12 protein-coding genes are annotated in these 12,105 nt (G+C 58.9%); 7 read left to right on the top strand and 5 right to left on the bottom strand.

Features of this window, described 5'->3' with window-relative positions; translation table 11 throughout:
- Window positions 1-6: 6 nt before the first annotated feature.
- Window positions 7-1,824 (bottom strand): nitrite/sulfite reductase, encoded by a 1,818-nt coding sequence (locus RAE21_RS06780; RefSeq protein WP_313880710.1) that lies wholly within the window; start codon window positions 1,822-1,824, stop codon window positions 7-9.
- 20 nt (window positions 1,825-1,844) lie between these two features.
- Complete coding sequence (locus RAE21_RS06775; RefSeq protein ID WP_313880709.1) at window positions 1,845-2,636, bottom strand: sulfite exporter TauE/SafE family protein; 792 nt, start codon at window positions 2,634-2,636, stop codon at window positions 1,845-1,847.
- Between the two features lie 335 nt (window positions 2,637-2,971).
- Here RAE21_RS06775 and RAE21_RS06770 point away from each other — a divergent pair, with 335 nt between their 5' ends.
- From RAE21_RS06770 to RAE21_RS06755, 4 genes are all read left to right on the top strand, one after another.
- Window positions 2,972-3,490, top strand: a complete 519-nt coding sequence (locus RAE21_RS06770) for an Rrf2 family transcriptional regulator (protein WP_313880708.1) — start codon at window positions 2,972-2,974, stop codon at window positions 3,488-3,490.
- A 112-nt stretch (window positions 3,491-3,602) separates the two neighbouring features.
- Window positions 3,603-4,913, top strand: a complete 1,311-nt coding sequence (locus RAE21_RS06765) for a hemolysin family protein (protein WP_313880707.1) — start codon at window positions 3,603-3,605, stop codon at window positions 4,911-4,913.
- Window positions 4,914-4,988: 75 nt separating this feature from the next.
- Window positions 4,989-5,405 carry a hypothetical protein gene (locus RAE21_RS06760; protein ID WP_313880706.1) on the top strand — a complete coding sequence of 139 codons (417 nt, stop codon included), beginning with the start codon at window positions 4,989-4,991 and terminating at the stop codon, window positions 5,403-5,405.
- Window positions 5,398-5,715 carry a hypothetical protein gene (locus tag RAE21_RS06755; protein WP_313880705.1) on the top strand — a complete coding sequence of 106 codons (318 nt, stop codon included), beginning with the start codon at window positions 5,398-5,400 and terminating at the stop codon, window positions 5,713-5,715. Before RAE21_RS06760 ends, RAE21_RS06755 begins: the two co-directional genes overlap by 8 nt.
- Window positions 5,716-6,033: 318 nt before the next feature.
- Here RAE21_RS06755 and RAE21_RS06750 read toward each other — a convergent pair whose 3' ends face one another.
- From RAE21_RS06750 to RAE21_RS06740, 3 genes are read right to left on the bottom strand one after another with little or no spacing between them, the layout of a single operon-like run.
- Complete coding sequence (locus tag RAE21_RS06750; RefSeq protein WP_313880704.1) at window positions 6,034-6,879, bottom strand: 2OG-Fe(II) oxygenase family protein; 846 nt, start codon at window positions 6,877-6,879, stop codon at window positions 6,034-6,036.
- 26 nt (window positions 6,880-6,905) lie between these two features.
- A complete protein-coding gene (locus tag RAE21_RS06745; RefSeq protein WP_313876108.1) occupies window positions 6,906-7,904 on the bottom strand; it encodes a nucleoside hydrolase in 999 nt (332 codons plus the stop codon).
- Window positions 7,905-7,940: 36 nt separating this feature from the next.
- Window positions 7,941-8,873: a ribokinase gene (locus RAE21_RS06740; protein ID WP_313880703.1), complete on the bottom strand. Its 933-nt coding sequence runs from the start codon at window positions 8,871-8,873 to the stop codon at window positions 7,941-7,943.
- Between the two features lie 82 nt (window positions 8,874-8,955).
- Here RAE21_RS06740 and RAE21_RS06735 point away from each other — a divergent pair, with 82 nt between their 5' ends.
- The 3 genes from RAE21_RS06735 (at window position 8,956) to RAE21_RS06725 (ending at window position 12,024) form a co-directional block, all read left to right on the top strand.
- The gene (locus tag RAE21_RS06735) at window positions 8,956-9,897 is read left to right on the top strand and encodes a PfkB family carbohydrate kinase (RefSeq protein ID WP_313880702.1); all 942 of its coding nucleotides are present in this window, start codon (window positions 8,956-8,958) and stop codon (window positions 9,895-9,897) included.
- 2 nt (window positions 9,898-9,899) lie between these two features.
- Window positions 9,900-10,823: a pseudouridine-5'-phosphate glycosidase gene (locus tag RAE21_RS06730; RefSeq protein ID WP_313882668.1), complete on the top strand. Its 924-nt coding sequence runs from the start codon at window positions 9,900-9,902 to the stop codon at window positions 10,821-10,823.
- A gap of 217 nt (window positions 10,824-11,040) precedes the next feature.
- Window positions 11,041-12,024: a BMP family lipoprotein gene (locus RAE21_RS06725; protein ID WP_313876111.1), complete on the top strand. Its 984-nt coding sequence runs from the start codon at window positions 11,041-11,043 to the stop codon at window positions 12,022-12,024.
- Window positions 12,025-12,105: the final 81 nt, after the last annotated feature.

The following is a 12,105-nucleotide window of genomic DNA, read 5'->3' as shown; positions in this document are numbered from 1 at the left end:
GGAGCTTCAGGCTTCTTGAGCGTCTTTGGCGTAGCCATCTTTTTTGGGCAGGGCGTGCAGGTCTTCGTGCTTGTCAGCCAGGCGGGCGCTGTTCGCAGCCGCCTTGAAGGGGTCCATGCCTACGCGCTTGAAACAGTCGATAAAGGTCTCGCTGCCCGCGCGCTGCTGGCGGAAGGTATCTAGCACGGCCTCAATCACGCCGGGCACTTCGAGCGCACCAAACGAGGGGCCCACGACCTTGCCGGGGACGGCTTCGCCGCTCAGTGCCGAGCCGTCGGAGCCGCCCAGGGACACCTGGTACCACTCCTTGCCGTCTTTATCCACGCCCAAGATGCCGATGTGGCCGCTGTGGTGGTGTCCGCAGGAGTTGATGCAACCGCTGATGTGCAGGTCGATCTCGCCCAGGTCGTGCAGCTCGTCCATGTCCTGGTAGCGCTCGGTGATTTGGGCGGCTATCGGGATGGAGCGGGCATTGGCGAGTGCACAGAAATCGCCGCCGGGGCAAGCAATCATGTCGGTCAGCAGGCGCACATTGCTGCGAGCCAAGCCGGCGTGGCTGGCAGCCACCCACAGGGCGGGCAGGTCTTCAGCGCGCACCCAAGGCAGTAGCAGGTTCTGGTCGTGGGTGACGCGGGTTTCACCGGCAGAGAACTCATCGGCCAAAGCGGCCGCGGTGTCGAGCTGGTCGGCATCCGCATCGCCGGGGGCTTGACCCAGGCGCTTGTACGACAGGGTGACTGCGCGCAGCGCAGGGTTCTTGTGCGGGGCCACGTTTTGCTGCAACCATCGGTCGTAGTCTTTCTGGCGCTCAGCTGGGATTGCTATAGTTTTAGTAGCTGCTGGCGCCCGCTCTGTGAGGGCTGGCGGCACAAAACATGCGGTAACCCGGTCCAGCTCAGCTTGGCTGATGGTGTGCGGCGCACCGTCGCGGGTAATGATTTGCTCGTATTCGGCTTCCACCTCGTCGATGTAGCGCTGGCCTTCGGCCTTCACCAGGATCTTGATACGCGCCTTGTACAGGTTGTCGCGGCGGCCCCAGCGGTTGTACACACGCACGACCGCCTCCAGGTAATTCATGATCTGGTTCCAGGGCAGGAAGGCGCGGATCTCGGTGCTGATGACCGGGGTGCGGCCCATGCCGCCGCCCACAAACACGCGGAAGCCCAGTTCGCCCGCATCGTTTTTGATGAGGTGCAGGCCAACGTCGTGCCAACGCACCGCAGCGCGGTCGTTGGTAGCGCCAGTGATGGCGATCTTGAACTTGCGAGGCAGGAAGGCGAACTCAGGGTGCAGCGTGCTCCACTGGCGCATGATTTCGGCAAACGGGCGGGGGTCGGCAATCTCATCCACCGCCACACCGGCCAATTCGTCGCTGGTGATGTTGCGGATGCAGTTGCCGCTGGTCTGGATACCGTGCATGTTCACGGTGGCCAGCAGGTCCATCACGTCGGCGCTCTTGGCTAATGGAATCCAGTTGAACTGCACGTTTTGGCGGGTGGTGAAGTGGCCGTAGCCCACGGGCAGGTGGGTGGTGCCCCAGGTGGCTTGGGTGCCGATGGCTTTGTCGAACACCTCTTTGCTGGGGTGGTCGTATTCGCGGGCAATGCGGGCCAGCACGCGCAATTGGGCGCTGGAGAGCTCGCCGTAAGGCACCGCTACGCGCAGCATGGGCGCGTAGCGCTGGATGTACCAGCCGTTTTGCAAGCGCAGGGGGCGGAATTCTTCGTCACTCAGAGTGCCGGCCTGGTTGCGCTCCAGTTGGTCGCGGTGCTGGGCCGCGCGGGCGCGGATGAACTGGCGGTCAAATTCAGTGTATTGGTACATAGACAGGGTTCAGCAAAAAATCAAAGTGCAATGAGTTTCAAACCGGCATAGGCCAGCAGCAGCGAGAGCAGGGCGCGAATCACCCGCTCCGGGGTCTTGAACATCAGGTGCGAGCCCACCCAAATGCCGGGGAGCGAGCCTGCCAACAGCTTGGCCAACAGAGGCCAATCTACTGAGCCGAGGGACGCGTGGCCCATGCCGGCCACCAAGGTCAGAGGCACTGCATAGGCAATGTCCGCCGCCACAATGCGGGGCAGGGGCAGCAGCGGGTACAGCAGCATCAACACCGTAACGCCAATGGCGCCCGCGCCGACGGACGTGAGTGTAACCAGCGTGCCAATGAGGGCGCCGAACAACAGCGGCAGGCTCCAGTGGCGCGGGCGTGCTGCAGCGGCTTCATGGCCGGCCGCAATGGATTTGGGGCCCGACTTGCCGCGCACGGCCTTAAAGAGGGTGGCTGCGGCAGTCAGCAACAGGGCCACGCCCAAGGTGCTGGTCATGATCTTTTGTACTTCTCCGCTGGTGGCGCCCAGTTGGTGCAGCACATAAAGCGTTGCCAGTGCCGCAGGGATGCTGCCGGCCGACAAATTGAGAACTACCGGCCAGTCGATATGGCCGGAGCGCGCCAGTTTGACCGTGCCGCCCATTTTGGTGAAAGCGGCAAACAACAGGTCGGTACCGACCGCCATGTAAGGCTTGACCCCAAAGAAGAAAATCAGGATGGGCGTCATCAATGAGCCACCGCCCACACCGGTCAGGCCCACAATCGTGCCCACAAAAAAGCCCGCCAGTACAAACGCCAAATCATGCATGGCGGCGAATGTAGGCGGGTCGGCTTAGATTGAAAACTACTTTTTAGCTATGGCGGTATGAGGTCTGGTTATATGGAGGCCGCGGGAATCGATCGGAAACGGGTTTAGCAATGCTAGCTTTCGACCCAAAGCGGATTTTTCACACTCCTGATACCTCGCCGGATAGCGGAAGTTCACACTCAGGAACTATGCGAGGGAAATCGCAGTCTTAGAAATGGGGCTTTGGTTCATACATCCACGTTTTGATTCAAGAGCCCTCAGGTCACTATCATTTCTATTTTTCCGATGTGTACCGGCAGCCTTGGTATGAATTGGATTCTTTTGGAGGTCTCGCGATGAGACTCAGCACTCGTGGTCGATTTGCAATTACTGCCCTCATTGACCTAGCCTTGAGGGACGTGAACGCTCCTGTTCCATTGTCCGAGGTAGCCGTGCGTCACAAGATTTCACTGTCTTACTTAGAGCAGGTTTTTGCCAAGCTCCGCGAGGCCGGGATAGTGATCAGCACACGAGGTCCCGGTGGGGGTTACACCCTTGGGCTTTCGGGCGATCAGATTTCAGTGGCCGACATATTCTTGGCACTCGAGGAGGACGATTCCAAATTGAAAGGTGTTGGCTCAGCTGCGGAAGTCACTGCTGATTTGTGGAAAAGCATGCAGAACGCTCTCCTAGCCCACATGCAGACTATTTCACTACGTAGTTTGGCCCAGGAGCAACACGACAAGGGCTTTAGGGTGGAAGTCCGTAAAGTTGATGTCAAAAGCCCATTGAAGTCCAAATCGCCGTCGAAGGTGACCACGAATGCTGCGAATTCTGTATTTGCTTGGAGCGGGGCATTCCCCGCACGCAAATAAATATGTTGGGCTGAGTCTGTTCGAAACACAAGCGGATAGGCCAAGACTCGCTCTCGGCTGAATCTTTACAATTCCAGCTTCTTTGTTATCGAGGGGGGTCATCTCCCGCCCTATGGAAATCGCCATACTTTTTACCCTCATCTTGATTAACGGCTTGTTCGCAATGTCCGAAATTGCCTTGGTAACCGCGCGCAAAACGCGACTCCAAAAGCTTATTGATGAGGGTGACCATGGCGCAGTAGCCGCCATCAAGCTGGGAGAAGACCCCACCCGCTTTCTCTCCACCATCCAAATCGGCATCACGTCTATTGGTGTACTCAACGGTATCGTGGGCGAGGCTGCTCTGGCGCAACCTTTGAGTCTGTGGTTGGTCGAACTGGGCATGGAACAGGTTTATGCCAACTACGCTGCCACCGGATTGGTGGTGGTGCTGATCACCTATTTCTCCATCGTGGTGGGCGAGTTGGTTCCGAAACGACTCGGACAAAGTAGCCCTGAAAACATTGCCCGCTTGGTAGCCAGACCCATTAACTTTCTTGCGCTGGCCACCAAGCCGTTTGTCCGCCTGCTGTCGATATCGACCCACACGCTGCTGCGGTTGATGGGTGTCAAAGACAACGGGAACAATGCCGTCACGGAAGCCGAAATCCATGCCGTGCTTGCCGAGGGTACGAGTGCAGGCGTGATCGACTCCCACGAACACACCATGGTGCGCAATGTGTTTTTGCTCGACGACCGGCAAATCGGCTCTTTGATGGTGCCCAGGGCTGACGTGAAATGCCTGGACATCGAGCTCAGCTTTGAAGAAAACATGGCGCTTATTGATAGCTCAGACCATGCGCGATTCCCTGTAGTGCGGGGTGACATGGGTGATTTGCTGGGAGTCATCAATGCCCGGCAGTGGTTGTCTCGCGCCCTGAAGGAGCCGAACTCCGATCTGGCTGCCCAACCCATGCAAACGGCACTTTATGTGCCTGAGACGATTACGGGCATGGAGCTGCTGGACAATTTCCGCTCTTCAGACGTGCATATGGCGTTCATCATTGACGAGTACGGAGAGGTGCAGGGCATCGTGACTTTGCAGGATTTGATTGAAGCTATCACTGGCGAATTTCATCCTAGGGACCCCAAAACCTCTTGGGCAGTGCAGCGGGAAGATGGAAGCTGGCTTCTGGATGGTCATATCCCCGTTCCTGAACTCAAAGATCGACTGGCGCTGGACACCGTGCCCGAGGAAGACCGGGGCCGTTACCACACCCTGAGCGGGATGATCATGCTGCTGACGGGCAAGCTACCCAAGGTTGCTGAAACCGTGATGTGGGAGGGCTGGAAGCTCGAAATCGTGGATATGGATGGTCGCACCATCGACAAGGTGCTGGCTACCAAGCAAGCCCCAGTCGCCGCGAGCGAAGAAGCATTTTGAAGCCCCATTCTTTTTATGCGCTTTAGTTTGATACCCCGTACCCTCAGGTCGGCAAGGATGGCGGTTGCGGTGTGTATGGCAGCCATCACATTGGCCGGCTGCGTTGAGGGATACCCCAACAACGTAGCGCCAGTGGCATCGGTAGAGAGCATGTCTCAGCAGCAGCGGATCGCTGCCCTGAACGTCGCTGGCAAATTGCATTACTTGGAAGAGCGGTGGCGCTACAAGCTAAACAAACAGTGCGAACTGCGAGTTACCCAAGGCGAATGGTGGTCCAAAAGTCACAGCGAGTGGATCCCGCTGGATGACGTCCGCATCGTGAGGGGCTTTGACCGCTCGGATAAAACCCACGACATCTTCTTGGAAACAACCCAAGACCGTGGCGGCCGGTCTGAACCTTTGACCTTGCTGGCGGGTGCCAATTGGGCCGACGTAGTGCACGTTTTTTCTCTGGCGCAGCATATCCAGCGAGATTGCACGCAAAGTGCCTGAAGTGCCCTCCCGGCTCGCATATGGCATGCGCTGGGTTCACCCGCTAACCGCCCGCTGGACCGGGCAGATTCCTATATCCACGCTCGTGTGGCGCGATACTTTGGCATTGAGTACTTTCGCGAACTTCCTGATGTCGTTTTTGGGGCTGATGTTGCTTGCGAAAGGACAAACCGTTGCTGCGGTTGTCATCCATCTAGCGCTGATGCCGATAAACATCTTTTTATGGCTTTGCATCAACAGATTGACTGGCGTTCCCGCCTGGATCCGATTTGGGGCAACGATCTGGCTGATGTTCGTGACATTCATTTGATGGGCAAGGTAGCGGGCCGACTCCACCATTTTTTTACCAGCACTTGCGCGTAGAGCCTGGAGGCGGCTGCGCGGCAATCTGGCCGATCTTTCGTAATGCCCTAAAGCTGACGTGCACGGAGGCCCGCAACTGGCCCGAAGCTGCCTTTCTGAGATCCATTTCGAACGCTTGTACGCTCTATCTGCTACAAAAAAAGTAGCTGCTCGCGCGTATTTTTGGGGCGCTAGCGGCCAATTTTGCCTAAAACAGCAGCGCCAAGCGTTGCGCTGCCAAAGTTCGCCAAGGCCGGAAGTCTGAACTTCAGGGCCTGGGCGCATCTCAGGCTTTCTTACCGCGCAACTCTTCCATACGCTCGTTGAAGTACTTTTCCACCGTGTAGCGCTCGGAGAGCACCACTTCGCGGCGGGGGTGCAGAAACAGCGGCAGCGAAATGCGCGACTTGGTCGCACCTTCGCCGGTGGGGTTGAGCACCCGGTGCACGGTGCTGGGGTAGTAGCCGCCGGAGGCTTCGGCCAGCATGTCGCCGATGTTGACGATCAGCAGACCAAAGTCACAGGGCACATCGTGCCAGGCTTCATCCTTACCCAACACTTGCAGGCCGGGCTCGGTAGCCGCCGGCAGGATGGTCAACAGGTTGATGTCACCATGAGCTGCGGCACGCACCGCGCCGGGTTCTTCATCGCCCCGCAGCGGCGGGTAGTGCAAAACGCGCAAGAGGGTGTGGTCGCTACCCTCAATCATGGCGGGCAGGGGCATGGAATACCGTGCCTTCACATCCGCGGGTGAGTTCGCTTCCACCCAGTTCAGCAACGTGGCAGCCAACGTGGCGCCTTCTTTGTAGTAGCGCTGGGCAGCGTCGCTCACCTCGGCCGGGTAGCGGCCCCAAGGGTAAATGTGAAAGAACTCTTTCAAATCCTTCTTGGTGAAGTTCTTGGCCGTTTCTGACACGCTGGGCGAGAAATAGCCGTCGTGCTTGACCGGGTCGTTGGGGTATTTGGCTTTTGCCTCGGTTTTGAAAAAGCCGAGCCATTCGGCGTAAATGCTCTCGACCAGATCCTGGCTCAAGGGGTGGTTCTTCAGGACGCCAAAGCCGGTTTCGTGCAGGCTTTTGCAAAACTCTTGTGGAGCTGTCGGGCTGGTGAAGTCAACGACGGGTAAGTGCATGACGGGACTCGCGCTTTCTGTGGGGCTTAGAGCCAGGAGGACATCAGGGTGGTTTCAATGAGCTGCAACGCTTCGTCGGCCTTGAGCTGCAGGCAGGCGTGGGTGTCGGGCACGTCGTCGCCCCAACCGGGCTGCGGATAGAAGATGTCCTTGCGGCGCATCATGGTCTGGCCGTTGGCGGGACCTTCAGTCGCCACGCGGATGCGGCCTGTCTGGATTTCAAACAGCTCAGGGTTGGTGAGCGCCACAAAAGCCAGCACGTCGTGACCGAAGCAGCCGTGAATTTTGGCCACATGCGGGTAGATGCCGCTGTAGAAGTCCGCGTAAAAGCTCACGGCGTGGTGCAGTGTGTCGGTAGCAATGTGCTTGTGGTGGTCTGCCACTTTTTTGAACAGGGCCAAGGGCACGATCAGCTGGTGGGTGACGTCGAGGCCCACCATGGTGAGCTTCCAGCCGGCGGTGAACACAAAGTCTGCAGAGTGGGGGTCGTTCCAGATGTTGGCTTCGGCGACAGGAGACACGTTGCCGGGCTCTACCACGGTGCCGCCCATGATGAAGACCTCTTTCAGCAGCTTGGGCAGGTTGGGCTCAAGCTTCAGCGCGGTGGCGAGGTTGCCCAAGGGGCCGACAGCGACCAGGGTGATTTCGCCGGGGTGGGCGCGGGCCATGTCCACAATGAACTGCGCCGATGGGCGGGGGTCCAGCACGCTGGTGGTCGCCACGCGGGAGGGCAGGTTGCCCAAGCCGTCACCGCCGTGGATGAAGTCAGGCGGTGTGCCGGGCGCTTTGAGCCAAGGTGTTTTTACGCCGAGGGTGACGGGGATCTTGCGGCCTGCGATCTCTGTCAGGTACAGACCGTTGGTGGCTGCCTGCTCCACGGTCACATTGCCGAAGGTGGTGGTGATGCCCACCACATCAATGCCGGGGTGTGCCAGCGCGTAGTACAGCGCCATGGCGTCATCGACACCGGGGTCCGTGTCGTAAATCACTTTGCGGGCGGTGCTGGCAGTGGTGGCGTTGCTCATGGGGTATGTCTCGGTTAAGAATCGGGTTGAGAGGGTTTAGTTCAGGCCGCAAAAGCTGCGCAAGGCACTTTCGCTGGCCGGATCGGAGATGGGGGACGAGTCGAGCAGGGCTTGCACCTCTGCAGTGTCCGGAATGCTGGACTGCGCGCCCCAGCGTGTGCAGGCCAAAGCGCTGGACGCGCTGGCAAACCGCAGGGCCGTGGGCAAGTCCTTCCCTTGGCTGAGGGCGGCCACCAGGCTGCCGCAGAAGGTGTCGCCTGCGCCAGTGGTGTCGACCGGAGTGATGGGGAATGCACTTTGCAGCACAAAACCGCCTAGGTGGCGGGCGCAGCTGCCGTGGTGGCCGAGGGTGACGACCACGGTGGGCACCGCCAAGCGCTCAACGCAGGCCGCAATGCTGCCTTGGTGGCCGGATACCACGGCAAGCTCCCCTTCGTTGACAACCAGCACGTCAACCAGGGCCAGCAATTCGGCAGGCAATGGCCGGGCAGGCGCCGCGTTTAGCACGACTTGCACACCTTTGGCGCGCGCCGCCTGTGCATAGGCAGTCACGGTGTCCAAGGGCGTTTCGAGTTGCAGAAGCAGGTGGGTGAACCCACCCAGCGACGGCAAATGGTCAGGGCGCAACTCGGCATTGGCGCCGGGTGCGACCGTGATGGCGTTTTCAGCATCATCGGACACGCAAATAAAGGCGGTTCCGGTCGGGTGGTCAGGGGTGCGCACGATGTGCATCGTGACTCCTGCTGATTGGAGCGAACTCTCTAAAGGCGATGCAAAAGCATCGTTCCCCAAACCCAGCAGCATGTGGGTGGGCGCGCCGCCAGCTTTGGCGGATGCAACGGCCTGATTGGCTCCCTTACCTCCGGGAAAGGTCTTGAAGTCGCGGCCGAGCACCGTTTCCCCCGGGGCAGGAATGTGAGGGGCGCGGACTACAAAGTCCAAATTGGCAGAGCCAGCCACAAGTATCATCGTTAGCACTCTCAGTTTGCGAAGCCGCTTATTTTGACGCTGAATTTAAGAGCGCCAGATAAGCCCTTCGATATAGACCTTAATGACCCCTGATCCGTCCGCAGCTTTTCTCTCGGTCACCGTGGTAGGTGGCTCCAATATGGACGTGAGCGCCAAAGCGCATAGCGCGGTTACCGCCGGGGATTCCACGCCCGGGAGCATTCAATATTCGCCCGGCGGAGTCGGCCGCAACTTGGCAGAGAACCTGGCTCGGCTCGGTGCGCGTGTGCAGTTGTTGTCGGTGGTGGGCGATGATGTTTTTGGCCGCCAAGTGGTGGCCAGCACCGCCGCAACCGGCGTGGGCGTTGACGCTATGTTGACGATTGCCGGTCAACGCACGGCGACCTATTTGTCCTTGCACCAGCCCGATGGCGAGGTGGCGATGGCCGTGAATGACATGGACATTCTGGAATCGCTCACGCCTGAGGTGTGTGCGGCTTCTCCCGCCTTGTCAGATGCCAATGCGTTGCTGCTGGTGGACTGCAATCTGGCGCAGCCAACGCTGGCCCACCTGCTGGGTCTGAAGCGAAAGGTGGTGGTGGATGGCGTGTCGGTGGCCAAGTGCCGGCGACTGGTAGGGCTCTTGGCAGGTGTGTATCTGCTCAAACTCAATCACCTCGAGGCCAGTGCGCTCAGCGGTTTGCCGGTAGACACACCGGAGCAATGCCCGGCCGCTGTGCAACACTTCCTGGATGGCGGTGTTGAGCGGGTGATCGTCAGTCACGGTGCATCCGGCCTTGCGTGGGGACAACTGGGAGCAGAGCCCTTTTTCAGGCAGTCCCGCAAGGTGCGGGTAGTGAGCAGCACAGGGGCGGGCGATGCCTTGTTGGCAGGGGCAGTGGCTGCCCTGCTGGCGGGTAAAGTGATGAAAGATGCGGTGGAGTACGGCGTTGCCTGCGCAGAGATCACGCTTTCAAGTACATTCGCCAACTCGCCGGATTTGACCGATGCCGCCGTCCGGCACCATATGAGCAAGAACGCATGACCCTGAATCCTTATCTCGATATCGCACCCGAAGTGCAACACGCCTTGCAAAACGGCGTACCCGTGGTGGCCTTGGAGTCCACCATCATTTCTCACGGCATGCCGTATCCGCAGAATGTGCAAACGGCCTTGATGGTCGAGGCAGAAGTCCGCGCCCATGGCGCGGTGCCAGCCACGATTGCGATTGTGAACGGGCGCCTGAAGGCGGGCCTCTCGGAGGCCGACATTGAGCAACTCGGCCGCTCCGGCCGCGATGTTGTGAAGGTCAGTCGCCGTGATGTGCCGTTTATTGTGGCGGCGGGTGCTACCGGCGCGACCACTGTGGCGTCGACCATGATCATCGCCGCGATGGCTGGGATCCGCGTGTTTGCAACGGGTGGCATTGGCGGAGTGCATCGGGGTGCCCAAGAAAGCTTTGATGTGTCTGCAGACTTGCAAGAGCTGGCACAGACCCCGGTGGCCGTGGTGTGCGCGGGCGCCAAATCCATTCTCGACTTGCGTTTGACCCTCGAGTACCTTGAAACGCACGGTGTGCCCGTCGTGGGGTACCAGACCAAGGCATTGCCCGCATTTTTTACCCGCGACAGTGCGTTTTCGGTGGACTACCGCCTGGATACGCCACTGGCTATCGCCCAAGTGTTGCACGCAAAGTGGGCTATGGGGCTGAGCGGTGGCATGGTTATTGCGAATCCCATCCCTGCGGAGTATGCAATGCCCAGCGAAGCGATTGACGCTGCAATTGAACAAGCATTGGCGGAAGCCCAAGCACAGAAAATCGGAGGGAAAGAATCCACTCCATTTTTGTTGGCGAGGGTTTGCGAAATCACGGGTGGTGACAGCTTGGCATCCAATATCCAGCTAGTGCTGAACAATGCGCGACTGGCCAGTGCCATCGGACAATCGTTGCAGACGCTGCGCAAGGCCTGAGAAGCATCTGCCGGGTTGCGGAGTTGAGTAAGAGGTATATAACGACCGAGTTATATACGGAGAAGCCCTGATGCGGACACTGGGGCACACTGTGATTCTTGAACTACAGTGTGGCGTTGTCTGCTGTGGGCGGCAAATGTGTGATTTGAGTGGCATCCGTGCCATTGGTGTGTTGAACAGACCGTTTTTTTAACTTGATTGAGAACTGAGAGAAGCTATGAACGTTAAATCTCCTGTGCGCATGACGCTGTTGGCCGCTACCCTGGCCGCCAGTTTCCAGGCTATCGCTGCTGACCCGGCGGTGGTGTTCGATATGGGCGGCAAGTTTGACAAGTCCTTCAACGAAGCGGCTTACAACGGCATCGAAAAGTGGAAAAAAGAGACCGGCAAGAAGTACTTGTCGTTCGAAATCACCAATGAATCCCAGCGCGAGCAAGCGATCCGCCGTATGGCTGAGCGCGGTGCCAGCCCGATCATCGGTATCGGTTTCGGCCAAGCCTCCAGCATTGAAAAAGTGGCCAAGGAATTCCCCAAGCTGCAATTCGCCATCATTGACATGGTCGTAGACCTGCCCAACGTGCAGTCCGTGGTGTTCAAAGAGCAAGAAGGCAGCTTCTTGGTTGGCACGATTGCAGCCATGGCCAGCAAGACCGGCAAGGTCGGCTTCGTCGGCGGTATGGACATCCCCCTGATCCGCAAGTTTGAGTGCGGCTACAAGCAAGGCGCTTTGTTCGCCAACCCCAAGGCGGAAGTCATCGGCAACATGACAGGCACCACCGGCGCGGCTTGGAACGACCCCGCACGCGGCGGCGAGCTGGCCAAGGCGCAGTTCTCGCAAGGTGTTGATGTCGTGTTTGCAGCAGCTGGCGGCACCGGTATCGGTGTGTACCAGGCAGCAAAAGACAGCAGCAAGCTGGCCATCGGTGTGGACAGCAACCAGAACCACCTGCACCCCGGCACGATGCTCACATCCATGCTCAAGCGCGTGGACACTGCGGTGTACAACGTGGCCAAGGGCCACAAGGCTGGCATGACTGTATTGGGTCTGAAAGAAGGCGGCGTGGATTACGCAGTGGATGCCAACAACGCCAAGCTGATCACCCCTGAAATCAAAAAGAAGGTGGAAGCCGCTAAGGCCGACATCATCAGCGGCAAGATCAAAGTTGCTGACTTCATGGCTGACAACGCCTGCAAGTTGTAATCTGAAAGGGGCCTCCGCGCACGGAGGTTCTCTTTCCTGGTTGTAAAGCCCGCGGTGCTTGCACGTACCGTGGGCTTTTCG

The organism is Rhodoferax potami (assembly GCF_032193765.1).
In the GTDB taxonomy this organism is placed as follows: domain Bacteria; phylum Pseudomonadota; class Gammaproteobacteria; order Burkholderiales; family Burkholderiaceae_C; genus Allorhodoferax; species Allorhodoferax potami.
This window is presented reverse-complemented; position numbering and strand designations above follow the sequence as displayed.

Coding starts and splice junctions, on each gene's coding strand:
- RAE21_RS06780 (WP_313880710.1), bottom strand. CDS start 1,824: ATGTACCAATACACTGAATTTGACCGCCAGTTCATCCGCGCCCGCGCG.
- RAE21_RS06775 (WP_313880709.1), bottom strand. CDS start 2,636: ATGCATGATTTGGCGTTTGTACTGGCGGGCTTTTTTGTGGGCACGATT.
- RAE21_RS06770 (WP_313880708.1), top strand. CDS start 2,972: ATGAGACTCAGCACTCGTGGTCGATTTGCAATTACTGCCCTCATTGAC.
- RAE21_RS06765 (WP_313880707.1), top strand. CDS start 3,603: ATGGAAATCGCCATACTTTTTACCCTCATCTTGATTAACGGCTTGTTC.
- RAE21_RS06760 (WP_313880706.1), top strand. CDS start 4,989: ATGGCAGCCATCACATTGGCCGGCTGCGTTGAGGGATACCCCAACAAC.
- RAE21_RS06750 (WP_313880704.1), bottom strand. CDS start 6,879: ATGCACTTACCCGTCGTTGACTTCACCAGCCCGACAGCTCCACAAGAG.
- RAE21_RS06745 (WP_313876108.1), bottom strand. CDS start 7,904: ATGAGCAACGCCACCACTGCCAGCACCGCCCGCAAAGTGATTTACGAC.
- RAE21_RS06740 (WP_313880703.1), bottom strand. CDS start 8,873: ATGATACTTGTGGCTGGCTCTGCCAATTTGGACTTTGTAGTCCGCGCC.
- RAE21_RS06735 (WP_313880702.1), top strand. CDS start 8,956: ATGACCCCTGATCCGTCCGCAGCTTTTCTCTCGGTCACCGTGGTAGGT.
- RAE21_RS06725 (WP_313876111.1), top strand. CDS start 11,041: ATGAACGTTAAATCTCCTGTGCGCATGACGCTGTTGGCCGCTACCCTG.